Source organism: Microbacterium sp. GCS4 (assembly GCF_001262495.1).
Taxonomy (GTDB): domain Bacteria; phylum Actinomycetota; class Actinomycetes; order Actinomycetales; family Microbacteriaceae; genus Microbacterium.
The window spans coordinates 777,656-794,479 of record NZ_LGYE01000001.1; the positions used below are offsets into that span (position 1 = coordinate 777,656).

17 protein-coding genes are annotated in these 16,824 nt (G+C 65.0%); 4 read left to right on the forward strand and 13 right to left on the reverse strand.

Annotated elements, in window-relative coordinates:
- Positions 1-39 precede the first annotated feature (39 nt).
- Both AKH00_RS03900 and AKH00_RS03905 read left to right on the forward strand, forming a co-directional pair.
- A complete protein-coding gene (locus AKH00_RS03900) occupies positions 40-996 on the forward strand; it encodes a glycosyltransferase family 2 protein (RefSeq protein ID WP_050721364.1) in 957 nt (318 codons plus the stop codon).
- Between the two features lie 4 nt (positions 997-1,000).
- Positions 1,001-1,591, forward strand: coding sequence for a hypothetical protein (locus AKH00_RS03905; protein ID WP_050721365.1), 591 nt, complete (start codon positions 1,001-1,003; stop codon positions 1,589-1,591).
- A 44-nt stretch (positions 1,592-1,635) separates the two neighbouring features.
- On the opposite strand, the gene AKH00_RS03910 is transcribed toward AKH00_RS03905, so the two are convergent.
- From AKH00_RS03910 to AKH00_RS03935, 6 genes are read right to left on the reverse strand one after another with little or no spacing between them, the layout of a single operon-like run.
- Complete coding sequence (locus AKH00_RS03910; protein ID WP_050721366.1) at positions 1,636-2,373, reverse strand: ABC transporter ATP-binding protein; 738 nt, start codon at positions 2,371-2,373, stop codon at positions 1,636-1,638.
- On the reverse strand, positions 2,373-3,191 hold the full coding sequence (locus AKH00_RS03915) for an ABC transporter permease (RefSeq protein ID WP_050721367.1): 819 nt from the start codon (positions 3,189-3,191) through the stop codon (positions 2,373-2,375). The genes AKH00_RS03910 and AKH00_RS03915 overlap by 1 nt, the downstream gene beginning before the upstream one ends.
- Positions 3,192-3,201: 10 nt before the next feature.
- A complete protein-coding gene (gene glf, locus AKH00_RS03920; protein WP_050721368.1) occupies positions 3,202-4,353 on the reverse strand; it encodes a UDP-galactopyranose mutase in 1,152 nt (383 codons plus the stop codon).
- Positions 4,334-5,338, reverse strand: coding sequence for a Gfo/Idh/MocA family protein (locus AKH00_RS03925; RefSeq protein ID WP_050721369.1), 1,005 nt, complete (start codon positions 5,336-5,338; stop codon positions 4,334-4,336). The genes glf and AKH00_RS03925 overlap by 20 nt, the downstream gene beginning before the upstream one ends.
- Complete coding sequence (locus tag AKH00_RS03930; protein WP_050721370.1) at positions 5,338-6,435, reverse strand: DegT/DnrJ/EryC1/StrS family aminotransferase; 1,098 nt, start codon at positions 6,433-6,435, stop codon at positions 5,338-5,340. Before AKH00_RS03930 ends, AKH00_RS03925 begins: the two co-directional genes overlap by 1 nt.
- The gene (locus AKH00_RS03935) at positions 6,432-7,016 is read right to left on the reverse strand and encodes an acyltransferase (protein ID WP_235556679.1); all 585 of its coding nucleotides are present in this window, start codon (positions 7,014-7,016) and stop codon (positions 6,432-6,434) included. The genes AKH00_RS03930 and AKH00_RS03935 overlap by 4 nt, the downstream gene beginning before the upstream one ends.
- Positions 7,017-7,223: 207 nt before the next feature.
- Here AKH00_RS03935 and AKH00_RS03940 point away from each other — a divergent pair, with 207 nt between their 5' ends.
- On the forward strand, positions 7,224-8,534 hold the full coding sequence (locus AKH00_RS03940; RefSeq protein ID WP_082297381.1) for an oligosaccharide flippase family protein: 1,311 nt from the start codon (positions 7,224-7,226) through the stop codon (positions 8,532-8,534).
- A gap of 136 nt (positions 8,535-8,670) precedes the next feature.
- Here the strand turns inward: AKH00_RS03940 and AKH00_RS03945 are convergent, their stop codons facing one another.
- Both AKH00_RS03945 and AKH00_RS03950 read right to left on the reverse strand, forming a co-directional pair.
- The gene (locus AKH00_RS03945; protein ID WP_050721373.1) at positions 8,671-9,744 is read right to left on the reverse strand and encodes a UDP-N-acetylglucosamine 2-epimerase; all 1,074 of its coding nucleotides are present in this window, start codon (positions 9,742-9,744) and stop codon (positions 8,671-8,673) included.
- The gene (locus AKH00_RS03950; protein ID WP_235556680.1) at positions 9,741-10,820 is read right to left on the reverse strand and encodes a glycosyltransferase family A protein; all 1,080 of its coding nucleotides are present in this window, start codon (positions 10,818-10,820) and stop codon (positions 9,741-9,743) included. The genes AKH00_RS03945 and AKH00_RS03950 overlap by 4 nt, the downstream gene beginning before the upstream one ends.
- A gap of 245 nt (positions 10,821-11,065) precedes the next feature.
- Between AKH00_RS03950 and AKH00_RS03955 the strand changes: the two genes are divergently transcribed.
- Positions 11,066-12,532: a DUF2142 domain-containing protein gene (locus AKH00_RS03955; protein ID WP_050721375.1), complete on the forward strand. Its 1,467-nt coding sequence runs from the start codon at positions 11,066-11,068 to the stop codon at positions 12,530-12,532.
- Between the two features lie 26 nt (positions 12,533-12,558).
- On the opposite strand, the gene AKH00_RS03960 is transcribed toward AKH00_RS03955, so the two are convergent.
- Genes AKH00_RS03960 through AKH00_RS03980 form a run of 5 tightly spaced genes read right to left on the reverse strand, consistent with a single transcriptional unit; the run spans position 12,559 to position 16,823 of the window.
- Positions 12,559-12,933 (reverse strand): DUF2304 domain-containing protein, encoded by a 375-nt coding sequence (locus tag AKH00_RS03960; RefSeq protein WP_082297382.1) that lies wholly within the window; start codon positions 12,931-12,933, stop codon positions 12,559-12,561.
- Complete coding sequence (locus AKH00_RS03965) at positions 12,930-13,652, reverse strand: glycosyltransferase family 2 protein (protein ID WP_235556681.1); 723 nt, start codon at positions 13,650-13,652, stop codon at positions 12,930-12,932. The genes AKH00_RS03960 and AKH00_RS03965 overlap by 4 nt, the downstream gene beginning before the upstream one ends.
- A gap of 32 nt (positions 13,653-13,684) precedes the next feature.
- Positions 13,685-14,698: a glycosyltransferase gene (locus tag AKH00_RS03970; protein ID WP_082297383.1), complete on the reverse strand. Its 1,014-nt coding sequence runs from the start codon at positions 14,696-14,698 to the stop codon at positions 13,685-13,687.
- Positions 14,695-15,900, reverse strand: coding sequence for an ABC transporter ATP-binding protein (locus AKH00_RS03975; RefSeq protein ID WP_050721378.1), 1,206 nt, complete (start codon positions 15,898-15,900; stop codon positions 14,695-14,697). The genes AKH00_RS03970 and AKH00_RS03975 overlap by 4 nt, the downstream gene beginning before the upstream one ends.
- A gap of 2 nt (positions 15,901-15,902) precedes the next feature.
- Positions 15,903-16,823, reverse strand: coding sequence for an ABC transporter permease (locus AKH00_RS03980; protein WP_050721379.1), 921 nt, complete (start codon positions 16,821-16,823; stop codon positions 15,903-15,905).
- Position 16,824 lies beyond the last annotated feature (1 nt).

Here is a 16,824-nt window from a genome sequence, read left to right on the forward strand (position 1 = left end):
GGCGTTCCGCGGGACCTCACCCTTCGGAGAATCTCACTCGTGACAACCGTCCCCTTCGCCCCGGCGTCCGCCACGATCGTCATCGTCACCTACAACCGGACGCATCTGCTGACCGGACTCCTCGAGAGCATCATCGCGATGGACCCGAAGCCGGGTCACGTCGTGATCATCGACAACGCCTCCTCCGACGACACGACCGAGGTGGTCGAGTCCTTCCGTCCGCGCCTCCGCACCGACCTCGTCTACCGCCGCCTGGAGACGAACACGGGCGGCTCCGGCGGATTCAGCGAGGGGATGCGCACCGCGTACGAACTCGGATCCGAATGGATCTGGATGATGGACGACGACGTCGAGGTCGTTCCCGACGGCCTGGCGAAGATGGGCAAGTGGGCGCCGCGCTTCAAGAGCATCCAGGGCCGCCGCTACGACTACGACGGCAGCGAGTTCTACTGGCAGTACCGCATCGCCGAGCGCATGGGCATCCCGATTCCGTTCGCGCCGTCGGGCTTCGATGCGTCCGGGTTCAAGGAGATGAACAGCGGATGCTTCGAGGGCATGTTCATCCACCGGTCGATCGTGACGCAGATCGGGTTGCCCGACCCGCGTTTCTTCATCTACTGGGACGACCAGATGTACGGCTGGCTGGCGTCGCGTAAGACCACCGCCGTGATCGTCGACGAGTTCGTGCTGCGCCGTACGCGCGAGATCAAGCAATGGGACATGGGCATCCGCCACATGAACGCGTCGAGCAACGCCTACCGGTTCTACATCATGCGCAACCGCGCGTACATCAAGCAGTACTACCGCGTGCACGGCGTCTACAACCCCGTCCTGTTCGGACTGGGCACGGCGATGACCTTCGCGAAGGAACTCATCCGCCTGGTCTTCGTCGAGCGCACGGTGCGCGGCACGAGCAACCTGTTCCGCGGGCTCAAGGAGGGCGGACGTCTCGGACGTGACCGCTCCTGGCAGCCGATGGCACCCCTGGAGGACTGACGAGATGAGCGACGAGCAGCAGCCGGATGTCCGCTGGGCGCCGATGGAGCCGAAGCCGCGGAACCGGGGACGGGTGTGGCTGATCGTCGGCCTGGTCGTGGCTGCTCTCGTCATCGTCGGCGTGGTGCTGTTCTTCCTGCTGCCTCGCGGCGACGAGTCCGCGCCGGGTGCCACTGCGACGCCGAAGCCGTCGGCGACCGCCACGTCCACCCCGACGGCTGAACCCACCGACTCCGCGGAGCCGACGACGCCGCCTGTGACGGCTCCGCCGGAGCCGGTCGACCCAACGATCGAAGCTTTCCGCGGTCAGGTGGAGGCATGGCTGTCGGATGGTGCGCGCGGCCTCGACATCGTCGCTTCCTCGACCGGCCAGGACGCACTGTCCGCCGTCACGATCCTGCAAGAGGACGCGCAACGCCTCGGCGGTGCGCTCCCCCCATCGTCGATCGCGGATCAGTGGCGCACTGCCGCCGAGCAGTACACGCAGAAGCTCGTCGATGTCCGAAACGCCGTCTCCGCCCCATCGGACACGACCGTGTCGATTGCCGCTGCTCGCGAGGCTCTCACGGAACTCTCCGCCCTCGTCGGACTCTGACGCCCCACCGCGCCGCGCTCAGCGACGCCCCCACCACGACGCGCTCAGCGGGCGTTGTAGTCCGCGTTGTAGCGGTCGAGCACCTCGCTGATGGGGGCGTCCAGCACCAGGCCGCCCTTGTCGAGGTAGAGACCACGCGTGCAGAAGCGCCGCAGGTCGCGCTCGTTGTGGCTCACGAAGAACAGCGTGCGCCCCTCGGCGAGCAGCTCGTCGATGCGCTTGTAGCACTTGTCGCGGAAGGCCTTGTCCCCCACCGCGAGCACCTCGTCCACCAAGAGGATGGGCTCGTCGAGCTGCGACACAACAGAGAAGGCCAACCGCACCTTCATCCCGTTGGACAGGTGCTTGTACGGGGTGTCCTCGAATCCGGCGAGCTCGGCGAAGGCGATGATGTCGTCGTAGCGGCGGGACACCTCATCGCGTGACATGCCGTGCAGCCCTGCCGTCAGCCGCACGTTCTCGCGCACCGTGAGGTCGCCCACGAATCCGCCGGTGATCTCGATGAGGGGCGCGACGCCGCCGTTCACCTCGACGCTTCCCTCGTCGGAGAGCAGGACGCCGGCGACCAGGCGCAGAAGCGTCGACTTCCCCTGTCCGTTGCGACCCACGACGCCGATCGACTCTCCCTGCTGCACCGAGAACGACACGTCTCGCAACGCCCAGAACTCCCCCGGCCGCGAACGCCGCGACGCGCCCGCGAAGAGGTCCTTGAAGCTGCGACGACCTCGCCTGTTCCGGCGGAAGTGGACTCCCAGACCCTGCACATCGATCGCCGGCGCCATCACAGCTCCTTCAGCACGGGACGCTCGAGGGAGCGGAAGGTCCAGACTCCGAGGACGAGGATCACGATGGTCATCGCCACGCTCACGAGGAGGGTGAAGGGGTTCCACTGATCGGGGAAGAACGGCATCCGATACAGCATCATGATGCCCGCGAGGGGGTTGAAGGCGCCGATCGTCTGGAAGACCCCGGGCAGGTCGGTCACGTTGTAGATGATCGGGGTGGCGTAGAACATCGCGCGGAGGACAAGGGCGGTGGTGCGCTCGAGATCGACGTACATCACGCACAGCGGGGCGACGAGCAGCCCGAGCCCCACGAGCAGGACCGTCTGCAGGAAGACCGCGACGGGCAGCCACAGGATTCCCCAGCCGATCTGCACGGTCTGGGCAGGGTCGAGTTCGACGATGAGATTCACGACGATGAAGATCACGAGGACCGGGAGCGAGAAAAGGTACTCCATGCCCTTACTGAGCACGATCCGGTTGATCCAGATGGATCGGGGGATCGCGGTCGAGCGCACCAGCCTCGCGTCCTTCTTGAACGCGCGGGTGAAGTCCGACACCGAGGAGTTGAACCATACCCACGGCAGCAGCGCGCTGATGAGGAAGATGATGTACGGTTCTTCACCGACGTCCCGATGGAAGATCTGCGTGAACACGAACCAGTAGATCGCGCTCATGACGAGCGGATCGAGGACGGACCACAGATACCCCAGGAAGCTGGTCGAATACCGGACCTTGAGGTCGCGGGCCGACAACAGCCACAGGGAGTGCAGATAGCGCCGGGGCGTCCCGGGCGCCCCGACAGCAGCGTGACTCACGATGTCGATCCTACGAGAGCGAGTTGTTCCACAGCGACAATGCCGATCCGATGGCCATGTGCATGTCGAGGTACTGATACGTGCCGAGGCGGCCACCGAAGTGGACGTTCCGCTCCCCCTTGGCGAGCTCCCGATAGGCGAGAAGTCCGTCGCGGTCGGCAGCCGTATTGACCGGGTAGTACGGCTCATCCTCTCGTTTCGCGAACCGGGAGAACTCGCGCATGATGACAGTCCTGTCGGACCCGTACACGTCCTTGCGCTCCGGGTGGAAGTGCTTGAATTCGTGGATGCGCGTGTACGGAACGTCCATATCCGGGTAGTTCATGACACTCGTGCCCTGGAAGTCGCCGACGTTCAGCACCTCCTGCTCGAAGTCCAGAGTCCGCCAGCTGAGCGCGCCCTCGGCGTAATCGAAGTAGCGGTCGACCGGGCCCGTGTACACGATCGGGACCTGTCCGACCATCGCCTTCTTGTTCAGAGGCTGGGTCTCGTCGAAGAAGTCGACACCGAGCTCGACCTCGATGTTCGGGTGATCCGCCATCCGCTCGATCCAGGCCGTGTAGCCGTCGGTGGGCAGGCCCTCCCAGGTGTCGTTGAAGTAGCGGTTGTCGTAGGTGTATCGCACGGGCAGCCGGCTGATGATGTCACCCGAGAGCTTGTGGGGGTCGGTCTGCCACTGCTTCGCGGTGTAGTCGCGGAAGAACGCCTCGAACAGGGGACGCCCGACGAGTGCGATGCCCTTCTCCTCGAAGTTGGCGGCCGTCTTCACGTCGAACTCGCCGGCCTGCTCCCGCACCAGCGCGCGTGCCTGGTCGGGCGTGTACGCGGACTGGAAGAACTGGTTGATCGTGCCGAGGTTCACCGGCATGGGGAAGACGGTGCCCTTGTGGGTCGTATACACCCGGTGCACGTAGTTCGTGAACGTCGTGAAGCGGTTGACGTACTCCCACACCGTCGCGTTCGAAGTGTGGAACAGGTGCGCGCCGTAGCGATGGACCTCGATACCCGTCTCGGGTTCCGACTCGCTGTAGGCGTTCCCGCCGATGTGGTGACGACGGTCGATGACCGTGACCTTGCGGCCGGCGTCCGCCGCCCGCTCTGCGATGGTGAGACCGAAGAAGCCCGATCCGACGACGAGAAGATCAGAGTGATTCGCGCCCAATGCGCACCAGCTTCCCACCCTCGCTCGCGGACTCCAGAGCGGACTCGACGACCGCGAGCGTGTGCGTCGCCTCCCGCATCGTGGACAGCTCGGTCTGCTCGCCGAGAACCGCATCGCGGAACGCTTCGAGCTCGGCCCGGAGCGGCTCGCGCTTCGCGAACGCGAATCGCGTGACGTCTCCCTCGGAGACTCCCCGGAAGTTCGACACCGATTCCCATTCCAAGAGTTCCGTGCCGTTCGCGTGGAAGGTCAGATCGCCGGCAGCTGTGTCGGCGACGAACGTGCCTCGCTCACCGGTGACCATCGTGATCCGCTCCTTCATGGGGCTGAGCCAGTTGACCAGATGGTTGGTGATGATCCCACTGCCCAGACGTCCGGACATCGCGATCATGTCCTCGAAAGCACGTCCGCTCTTGAACGCGGTCTGCGCGCTGATCGACCAGTACTGCGACTGCGCCACCCACGCGGTGAGGTCGACGTCGTGGGTTCCCAGGTCCTTCGCCACCCCGACGTCGCCGATGCGCGCGGGGAACGTGCTCTGCCGACGAGTCGCGATCTGGTAGACCGCTCCGGCATCGCCCTCGGCGAGACGACGCCGCAGCTGCTGCAGCGCGGGGTTGAAGCGCTCGACGTGCCCGACGGCGCCGATCAGTCCGCGCGTCTCGAAGGCCTCGCTCACCCGGAGCCCGGATTCACTGTCGTCCGCGATGGGCTTCTCGACGAGTGTGTGCACGCCCGCCTCCGCGAGCGCGAGCGCCGCGGAGGCGTGGAATCGCGTGGGGATCGCCACGACGGCGATATCGATGCGGGCCGCGATGAGTTCATCGACATCCGCCAGGAGGGGGATCCCACCGGCGACTCGGAACGGGTCGCCTCCCGGATCGGCGATCGCGACGAGCTCGACACCTTCGATGTCACGAAGGATGCGAGCGTGGTGACGCCCCATCGACCCCACACCGAGGAGACCCGCTCTCAGCACCGCCATCAGCTGCCCGCCCCTGCGAGCGCGTTGACCGCCTCCACGATCCGCTCGAGGTCCTCCGACGACAGCGACGGGTGCACCGGGAGGGACACGGCCTCACGTGCTGCGCGTTCGGTCTCGGGAAGATCGAGACCAGGAGCGTACCGCTGAAGGGACGGAAGCCGGTGGTTCGGAATGGGGTAGTAGACTCCGCTGCCGATCGAGTACTCCTCCTTGAGCGCGGAGACGAAGCCGTCTCTGTCCTCCTGCACGCGGATCGTGTACTGGTGGTAGACATGGCGGGCACCGTCGGCGACCGGCGGAACGATCACGCCCGCGAGATGGGAGTCGAGGAACGCCGCGTTCGCCCGGCGGGACTCCGTCCAGGCTTCGACTTTAGTGAGCTGTACCCGGCCGATCGCGGCATGGATGTCGGTCATACGGGCGTTGAAGCCGATGACCTCGTTCTCGTACTGGCGCTCCATGCCCTGATTACGCAGGAGGCGCACGCGCCGCGCGGCGTCCTCTTCCGGTGCCACGACCATGCCACCCTCGCCGCTGGTCATGTTCTTCGTCGGGTACAGCGAGAACATCGTCATCGCGCCGAAAGTGCCGACCGGACGGCCGTCGAGTGCGGCGCCGTGTGCCTGGGCGGCGTCTTCGAAGAGGGCGAGACCGCGCGCCCGCGCGATCTCGCCGAGCTCGTCCATCCGCGCGGGGTGCCCGTACAGGTGCACGGGCAGGATGCCTCTGGTGCGCTCGGTGATCGCGGATTCCACGGCCGAGGGGTCGAGGGTGAAGGTGTCCGGCTCGATGTCGGCGAACACCGGCGTCGCCCCGGTGAGCGCTACGGCGTTCGCCGTGGCGGCGAACGTGAACGACGGCACGATGACCTCGTCTCCGGGGCCGACCCCGGCGGCAAGGAGCCCGAGGTGGAGCCCCGAAGTGCCGGAGTTCACTGCGACGACAGGCAGCCCCTGAACGAAGTGTTCGGAGAACTCCTTCTCGAAAGCCGCGACCTCCGGCCCCTGAGCAACCATGCCGCTCTGCAGGACGCGGTCGACCGCTGCCCTCTCGTCGTCGCCGATCAGCGGCTTCGCCGCCGGGATGAACTCGGTCATCGATCCTCCAAAGCCAGTTCGCCCTCGCGTTCGAGGTAGGTTTCGCCCGTCTCCGGGCAGGTCCAGATTCCGGGGCCGGTCTCGTCGAGCGGCACCCCTGCGCGCCCGACCCAGCCCACCCGTCGTGCGGGGACGCCCACGACGAGCGCATGATCCGGCACGTCCTTGACGACGACGGCTCCAGCTGCGACCGTCGCCCATCGCCCGATGCGTACCGGCGCGACGCAGGTCGCCCGTGCGCCGATGGAGGCTCCGTCGCCGATCTCGACGCCGACCGCGGTCCAATCAGAGGCACTCTTGAGCTCGCCTGACGGCGTCACTGCCCTCGGATACGTGTCGTTCGTGAGCACGACGGCCGGGCCGATGAAGACACCGTGCCCGAGGACGGCGGGCTCGTAGACCAGGGCGTAGTTCTGGATCTTGCTGTTCGCTCCGATGCGGACGCCGGTGCCGATGTAGGCTCCCCGGCCGACGATGCAGTTCTCGCCGATCTCGGCCTGCTCCCTCACCTGGGCCAGGTGCCAGATCGACGAGCCGGAGCCGATGCGCGCATCGGCCGACACATCGGCACTGGGAGCCACGCGGACCGGGGAAACGCCCGGCGTCGATGAGTCAGGGTTCGCGGAGACGGTCACAACGTGAGAGCTTACCGGCAACGCTCTTTGCACGCCTGGAAGGACGCGGCGTTCAGATGACGACGAGGATGAGCCGAGTATCATTGCCGCGGCAAGGCAGTTTCGCCCGCGTGCGGCGAGTTCCGCCACCGACTCGACGGCAGGACCTCTCAGATGACCGATGACCGGCCGCCCCGGGGCGACGTTTCCGCTCCTCGAGGCGTCTCGCCCCACATCCGCGCTCACGCCAAGGCGCTCTTCGCTGTGGGCATCGCGAGTATCCTCGGTATCCTCGCGTCGTTCGTCTTCCAATTGTTGAGCGCTCGTAGCGTGACTCCTTCGGAGTTCGGACTTCTCTCCGCGTTCTTCGTGATCGTGAACGTCGCTGCCGTCGGTAGCGCCTCGCTGCAGAGCACCGTCACGGTCAAGACCGCGGAGGCACTGTCGGCCCCGGCCCCTGCTTCGCGCTCGTCTCGCCGTCTTCCGTTCGAGGCTCTTGTTCTCGGTGTCGCGGGCGGCGCGCTGGTCGCCAGCGCGTCGCCTTGGCTGGCCGACGCGCTAGACACGACCCCCCCGATCATCCTCGCCGCTGCGGTGACGATTCCCTTGAGTTTCGTGTTCGCTGACGCCATGGGACTTCTCCAAGGGTCGGGCCGGATCTCACAGGCGGTGTGGTGGTCGACCTTCTCCCAGCTCGGGCGTGTCCTCTTCGCGATCATCGTCATCATCGCCGGCCTGGGGCTCGGAGGGATGGTGGGAACGGTCCTGGCGGCCCTTCTCATCGCGGTCGTGGGAGGGCTGTGGTCGTCACGGAGCATCCCGCGTCCCGCGCAGGGTGTGTTCAGTCTCGACGGACTCACGATCGTCGCGCTCACGATAGCGTTCGCCTGGCTCACCACCTCCGACGTGATCTTCCTTCGCGCTGGCGCACCCAGCGATCTCGCGGGCATTTACGCATCGGCGACGGTTCTGGTCAAGGCCGGTCTGCTTCTTCCCTCGACGCTGTCCCTGTACCTTCTCCCCCGTTTCGTCAAACATCGCGACAACCCCAACCTCGCTCGTGTGGGTGTGCTCGTGACGCTCGGGGTGTCGTTGGCCACCAGCCTCGTCATGATCGTCGGCTTCGCAGTGCTCGGAGACTGGTTGATCTCCCTCATCTATAAAGAGGACTACAGCTCCGCGGCGGAGCTGCTCGTCCCGGCCGCCGTCGCATATCTTCCATGGATCGCGGCTCAGGGGATGATGATCAAGATGACGAGTTTCGCTTCACGCGGCGCAGCCCTCCTCCTGCTCGTGGCGGTCGCGGCTCAGGCGATCGGCTTCTCTGTGACGGTTCCGGACGTCTACGCGATGCTGACGGTGTTCGCGGCGATCGGGTTCGTCGTGTTGATCACGTTCCTGCTCATCGATGCCCGCCGAGCCGGCGTGTTGCGCGCCGCAGAGCGCTCTCGCGCGGAAGATCCGAACTCGGGCCCCATCGTCTGAGCCGAGGCTCGCAGCGACGGCTCGATACGCTCACGGCTGGGGTTCGCGCGGAGCGCGGTGACCACCGTGGATCGCTAGAAGCAACTCTCTGATCCGACTGGCAAGAATTCGCCCCTGTCGCACGAGGATCCTTCTGTTATGAACCAAATCCTCGCGCGATGAGATCTTCCACCACGATGTCCGACGGCGAAATCGGCGGACGTCCTGCCGGGAAGCGGTGATGATCGGGGTCTTCGAGGAACGCTCGAACCGCGTCCAGGTCCCATCCTGACAGCACGACGTTGCGTCCGACGCCATCCTGACGCTCGGTGGCCACGCGATGGACGAGGGTCGGGATACCGAGCAGCGCGGCCTCTTCCTGCACTCCGCCGGAATCAGTGACAACGAACTCCGCGTGTTTGAGCAGGATGACGAACTCGCTGTGCGACTTCTTCGACTCGATCACGACACGGTCTCCTGCGTGCGCGCTCGCCAGGACGCGCTCGAGGGTCTCGGAGTTGTACGCATCCACCAGCAAGCGGATCGGAACCGGACTGTGCTTGATGAGAGCGCCGATGGTTTCCTGCACGAGTTGCTCGTTGGAGATGAACTCGAAGCGATGCAGGAGCGCGAGAGCGTACCTCTGACCGGCCTCACGTTCGACCTCGTCGTGATCGAGGACGGCATCGATCACCGTGTTCCCGTGTGTCTCCACGACGTTCTCTCGACCGCGCAGATTCGCGGTCGCGATCTCCGAAGGTGTGTAGTGCACACTGGCCATACGCCCGACGATGCGGCGATCCAGCTCCTCGGGGAACGGGTGACGCCAGTTGCCAGACCGCAGACCGGCTTCCACGTGTGCGCTCGGCACTCTGAGTCGCCGAGCGATGTATGCGCCGACAACGCTCGTCATCGTGTCGCCGTGCACAACGACGACGGTATTGGACGGAAGACTGCGCTTGAGCTCTGACCGGTGCTTCTCGATCCACCGGAATGCCTGCCACCCCCAGCCGATCACGTCGGTGGCACGGCGCAGCGGCTTTCCCCGGTTGCCGTCGGCGATGATCCGGTCGGGCTCGCGCAACCCCAGCTGAGGAAGGATCTTCCTCAGCGCCTCAGTGTGCTGCATCGTGAGCCAGTGCTCGTAGCGGATGCCCCGGGCATCGAGTCGGCGCATGATCGGAGCCAGTTTGATGGCTTCGGCGGTGGTTCCGTAGATGAAGACGATCACTGTGTATTGACGGTTTCTTTTCGAGCGCGAGCGAAAGCGCGACGGTGGACGAAGACGCCGCGGACCAGACCGGCCCAGAACACGGCGCCGAAAGGCACGACATAGGTCAGATATGAGACGATCGCACGCGCCGGGGCTCTGCGAAGCGCTGCGACACCAGCGGGCGCGAGGAGACCGAGTACCCCGAGGGCGACGAGTACGAGCAGAAGACCCCCTCCGCCGATCGGGAGCGCGATGAGCAGGGCCAGGACGTAGGCGATCGGCAGGATGCTCAATCCGACCAGGACCAGATTGCGGAGAGCACTCGTACCGGCGTAACTGTCGACGAAGAGGGTTCCACGTGTGAACGCATGGGAGAGGAAGGAGTTCACAGTGACCCGAGGCACGTAGATCGCTCCGAATCCGGGATCCAGACGCATCGGTCGACGTGTGATCACGTACCTCAGCAGCTTCGTATCGTCGGAGACGAGGGCCGCGTTGTCCTCGGGCCATACGGCTTTGCACGCCTCGAGGAAGAGCTGGCGTCCGATGAGGAGTGAGCCGGTTCCCTTCGGAACGCGATCGAAGTTCTCCTCGGTGATCTGGGTCGGCCTCGGGTCCGCCAGGTAGCTTCCCCAGAAGATATGCAACGGCACTTCCCAGAAGCGGCTGACGAGCGGACCGTCGGGTGCCGTCGGCACGTGTCCGTTCCAGACCTGACCCTCGGGCAGCTCTGGATCGACGCGCTCGAGATACTCGAAGGCGTCCGGCTGCAGGCGCATCCTGTCTCCCATGATGAGCACGCGCTCTCCAGATGCCTCCGCGGCTGCGGCGTAGAAGGCCATGAAGCGCCCGCTGTTCGGCTGGGAGACGACTCGCATCGGGATAGGGCAGGAATCCCGATAATCTCTCAGCACAGCTGCCGTATCGTCCGTCGATCCGTCGTCGACCACGACCAGCTCGACCGTCCAGGCGGTGCGCTGAACAGCGTGGACGATGGAGTCGAGGGCCGCCGAGATCCAGGGACCGGCATTGTACGACGCCAGGATCACCGAGACCGCGGGCGCACGTCCCGACTTCACCTCAGCATCCGACACAGCTGATCCCTCCTCCTGGCCGCCGGGCATTCAGACGATTCTCTCATGTGCGGGCCGGAGCGACGGACGTCGACCCGCGTGCCCACCACCACCGTATCCCCGTCGCCTTCCGCCCGCGTGTCTGCCGCTGGCACACCTCGATAGGATGAACTCCGGATTCCACGGACGTCAGCAGCCGGCTTGAGCCATCCTCAGACGAGGAGAGCTGCCACGGCCGCACACCCATCTACGAGGAGAACTTCGCGATGACCCGCCGGACACGACAGATCGTCGCCTCGGTCTTGATCCCGTTCGCCCTGCTGCTCGGGCTGCTTTCATGGGGGGTCGCCTCCCCTCCCGGCGCCAGCCCCGACGAGGACTACCACATGGGCAGCATCTGGTGCGCTGCCGGTCCCGTGGATGGTCGGTGCGAGATGGGCGCCACTGAGAAGGAGCGAGTCCTGCCCGCGGACGTCGTCGACGCGGCCGCATGCTTCGCGTTCGACTCGGGGCAGTCCGCATCCTGCCCTCTCGATGAGTCCTCCCTGAAATCGTCAACCCGAGGCAACTGGGTGGACAACGGCTATCCCCCGGTGTTCTACGGGGCGATGAGCGTCTTCGTCACGGACGACATGTCGGTGTCCGTCGTGCTCATGCGCAGCGTGAACGCGCTGCTTTACGTGAGCATGCTGACGCTGTTGTTCTTCCTGCTTCCCCTGCGGCTGCGTCCCCCCTTGGTCTGGGGTGCGCTCATCGGCATGATACCTCTGGGCGTATTCATCATCCCCAGCGTGAACCCGAGCGCCTGGGCGGTCCTCCAAGCGACGGGGCTTTGGCTGGCTGTGTGGGGATTCTTCCGCCAGACCGATGCGCGGAAATGGGGACTCGCCGCGATGTCGGTCGCGTTGATGGTGATGGGTGCAGGCGCACGGAGCGACGCCGCCGCCTATGGCGTGCTCGCGGTGCTCGTGGGCGTCGTGTTGGGGTACCGCCGCGACAGGAGATTCCTCATCGAACTCGCTCTTCCCGTAGTGTTGATCGCCATCGCGGCGTCTCTTTTCCTCACCAGCGGACAGTCAGGTGTGCTCACGGCGGACACAGAGCGCACGCAGAGCGTCTTCGCTCTCCTCGTCACGAACGTGCAGCAGCTTCCGCAATTGTGGATCGGTGCCTTCGGTTTCTGGGGGCTCGGCTGGTTCGACACGCCGATGCCCGCGCTTGTGTGGGTGACATCCGCCTCCCTCTTCGCCGCCGTCGCATTCTGGGGACTGCGCAGGATGAAATGGCGGAAGGTCCTGGCGCTCGGCGCAGTGTCGCTCGCGCTGGTCGTGGTGCCGCTCTACATCCTCGTCCGGGAAGGCATCCTCGTCGGTCAGGGAGTGCAGCCGCGCTACATCTACCCGCTTCTCGTCATGTTCGCAGGCGTCTCCCTCATAGGCCTGCGCAGGCTTTCGCTCGGGCTGAGCCGCACGCAGCTGGCGGTCGTGGTAATCGCTCTTGCCGTGACCAACAGCCTCGCTCTCCACACGAACATGCGCAGGTACATCACCGGCCTCGACAGCTCCGCGATCAATCTCGACCGCGATGCCGAATGGTGGTGGAACTCACCGCTCTCTCCCATGGTGATGTGGGTGGTCGGCTCGCTCGCCTTCGCCGTGGCAGTCATCGCGTTGGCGTGGGTCTCTGCCGCTCGCGACAGTGCAGCGAGGGCTGAGGCGATCGCCGCACTCTGACACCTCCCCCGCGAACTGCGGGCGGGCTATCGGTGGTCGCTCTCCCGAGGCTCCGAGGCCTCCGCGCGGAGGTCGTCGACATCCGCGCGGAGGATGGCGACCTCCTCGGCGAGCCTTCGCGTCTCATCCTCGGCCGTCGACAACTCCCAGGACTGGTGGAGCGTAACGCCCACGAGAAGAGCCAGCGCACCGACGAACAGCAGGTTCGACGGGACCTGGACGCCGAGCACCGAAGACAGCGAGACAAGCAGATCGGGGAAGATCGTGAGCACCAGCATCAGCACGCCGATGATGAGCCACAACACCGCGTACTTCTCTCTCAGCCTGTGGCTCAGAAGCATCCAGATTATCGCTGCGAGCACTGCCGCCGCGAAGACGATTCCCAATACGACGATGATCATGAGTGCGCCTTCCGGCGTCCGCGGGTGAGAGAGAGTCCGAGAGCGAAGAGCGACCGGAACAGGTAGACCGTGGAGCCGATCGGCCCCTGCGATGGTCGTCCGTAAGCACGTGGCCTCATCGCGACCGGCACCTGCACGACAGTCAGCCCCGCATGTGATGCGGCAACGAGAGAGTCGATGGTGTCTCCCAGATACTCGGCGGGGTAGTACCGCACGTACTGCTCGATGGCACGCCGGTTGGCGGCGCGGAAACCGCTTGTCACGTCGGTGAGCTTCGCCTTCGTCACCCGAGACACGACCGCCGCGAGAAAGAGCATCGCCCAGCGGCGGGGGCCCCTCGCCGAGTAGTCGCCGACATCGGCGAACCGCGCCCCGATCGAGATGTCAGCATCGTCCAACCCTGCCAGAACAGCCGCGATGTTCTCGGGGTTGTGCTGCCCATCGGCGTCGACCTGGATCGCCGTGGCATAGCCCCGCCGTTTCGCATATGTGAACCCGGTTTTCATCGCTCCGCCGACGCCGAGGTTGAAAGGGAGCGACAGGACACGCGCACCCGCTCGCCGCGCGACGTCCGCTGTGCCGTCCGTCGATCCGTCATCGATGACGACGATGTCGTACCGAGGGTCTGCTCGAAGGATCTCAGAGACGGTGTTACCCACGCTCTGTTCTTCGTTCCACGCGGGTACGATCACCAGCACTCGTTCAGTCTGCGTTGTCACGCTGAGCCATTCTAGTCATTGGGTCGGTGTCGCTACCGTCGCCTGTGGATCGTGATGTTGTACACCACGACCTCGCATCGCCGCAGAAGATACAGGGCTTGACACTTTAGGGTCTCGAGGATCGAGAGCTGCGCGAGACGGCGCCTCACGGCCCGTCGATCCTCCTGGTAGACCTTGTCGTCGGTCGCCGTCGTGCGACTGCGCTTCTCGAGGCGAAGGGTCTTGAGCCCGCTGTATGCTCTGGCGGGTGTGATACCCATCGATCGCGCGACGTCGAACGAAGCGAGATGCGCGGCAACGATGTCGGAGTAGTAGGCGGTCGACTTCAGGGCATGCGAGACGCTGTCACCTCGCTGCAACCAGAAGTACAGCGCGTCGCTGCACGACACAACCTTCTGCGCGCGCCGATAGAGCGTCATCGCAACCGCGACATCCTGCGCGAATCGGCCCGCAGGGAAACGCACGCCGTCGAACAGCTCCGCCCGGTACAGCTTGCCCCAGTTCGCCTCGCTGAAGTAACGAAGCTCTACTCCGCGAAGGCGTCTGTGGACCAGGGAGAAGACCCCCTGATAGGCGGCGGCCGGATCGTCGAAGACGATGTACTCGCCCGAAGCATCGTCTGCATGCGCGAGGAGCTCGGCGGCCCCTCGGCTCGCGCCGACGTTGCGCCAACGACAGCAACTGATGTCGGCGTCGGTGACGACCATCAGGTCGAGCAACCGCTCCAGCATGCGCGGAGCCATGAGGTCGTCGTTGTCGCAGAACGTGATGAACTCTCCGGTGGCCACATCGAGACCGGCATTCTGAGCCGCGGCGATACCGCCGTTCGCCCGGTGGAGAACCCGGATGCGGTGGTCGGCTCGCGCGAGATCATCGCAGATCGCACCCGAATCGTCCGTCGAGCCGTCGTCGACGAGAATCACCTCGATATCCCTGTGGGTCTGCGCGAGGATCGTGCGGACGCACGGCATTAGGTGGGATCCGGCGTTGTAGACGGGCACGATTACCGACACCTTGCGGGTGAGCGTGGAGTGCTCTTGCGTCATGCGATCCGCACGGACGTCGCGACTGGGCCCACAGAGGTGACTTCACCGACGACCTCGAACTCGGCCCCACTCATAAGTCCGTGCGACGTCGGCTCACTGATGCCCGATGCATTCACGTTGACGCTGTACGACCCCGGAGCGAGACCGTCGGTCGTGAATGTGATCGAGACGGTGCGCGACGCTCTCAGAGGATCCATCTCGATATCGAGCAGGTCTGTGTTGGAGGCGAGAGCGATCTGCCCGAGTGACGAGTCCACACTGAATCCGATGGCCCAGCGCTCGATCGGACGGATCATCTCCACATCGACGACGAGCGTGATGTCCTCTCCCGCGCGTATGGCGTCCAGCGGACGCCCCCCGGCGTCCGTGACCGCGACGCTGCGGATCTCGAGTGCTCGGGAGATCTGGTCGGGACGCGCTTGTCCCACCGCGTCATCAGCCAAGAGCTCACGGAATCGCTCGATTGCCGTCACGGGGATGCCGTCGTAGACGAGCTTGCCCTTGTCCATGACGACGACCCGGTCGCACAGCGACTGGATCTGATCGAGCGCGTGACTCACGATGATGATCGTGCGTCCTTCGTTCTGGAACTCGCGGATCTTGTCGAGGCACTTCTGCTGGAACTGCTCGTCTCCGACCGCGAGCACTTCGTCGACCAACAGGATGTCGGGGTCCGTGTGCACGGCGATCGCGAAAGCGAGCCGGACATACATTCCAGACGAATAGAACTTCACCTGCGTGTCGATGAAGTCGCTGACTCCGGAGAACTCGAGGATGGCTGCGAACTGGGCGTCGACTTCGTTCCTGCTGAGGCCGAGAACGGAACCGTTGAGATACACGTTCTCCCTCCCCGTCAGATCCGGGTGAAAACCAGCTCCCAGCTCGAGCAGTGCCGCAACTCGGCCGCGCTGTTCGACGACCCCATCCGTGGGCTGGATGATCCCGCCGAGCACCTTCAACAGTGTGCTCTTACCGGAACCGTTGTGACCGATGAGGCCGATCGTCGTCCCCGCTCTGATCGCGAGGCTCACGTCGCTCAGTCCCCAGAAATCCTGACGATGCTGGCGGCCTGCCCGGCCCAGTGTGACGACCCGCTCCTTGAGCGAGGAGTCCTTCCGTACGGTGAATCGTTTCGAGATGCTCGACACCCGGATGACCTCCGGTGCGGGCGCATCCAAGACAGGTGGTCGACTTTCAGACATGGTCACAGCTCCTGCGCGAAGTTACCCTGCAGGCGCAGGAATACTCGGTGACTCACGAAGAGCAGAACGAGACCGACGAGGAGTGCGACGAGCATCCTCACCATGAGATCGTTCGGCCATTCGACGGCATCTCCTGCGATCCAGAATGTTCGCTGGAAACCCAGGACCGCCAAAGTGATCGGGTTGTTGGTGTAGACCTCGACGAGCCAGGGGATGTTCACCAGTTGCTTCACCATCTGCCAGGAATACACCACCGGGGATGCCCAGAACAGCAACATGGTCACGACTTCCACGAGATACTGCGTGTCGCGAAGGTATACGTTTATCGCCCCGCACAGGAGTGCGAGTGCGAGGCCGAACACGACTATCAGGGCGATCGCCGGCACGAAGTAGATCAGCTCGGCGTGAAGCGGTGGCTTCCCGATCGCGATCGTGGCGGCGATGAGCACCACCAGCTGCACACCGAAGTTAAACAATGCAGCGCCCGTGCTCGCGAGTGGGAACACCTCGCGCGGCACGTACACCTTCTTGACGAGTCCGGAGTTCGCGAGAATCGATCCGGTGCCGCCGACGAGGATCTCCTGGAAGAGTCCCATCGCCGTCAGCCCGGCGAACACGTAGATCGCGAAGTCGGGGATCCCCCGGGCGGCACCGAGGAAGTGCCCGAGCACGACGAAGTAGATCGCCAACTGGACGAGAGGTCGCGCGAGGACCCAGAGGAACCCGAGCGCCGAATCCTTGTATCTCGCCTTGAGGTCGCGCTTCACCAGCAGCGAAAGCATCTCGCGGTGGTCGACGAGCTCTCGGAAGGGGCCGAAGAAGCCTCCGGTCGCACCCTTGCCGACGCTCCCGATGCTGCGCATCGGAAGCTCGGCGATCCGCGCGAAACGCGCGCTAGCGGCGGAGGGCGTCGCCTCACTCATC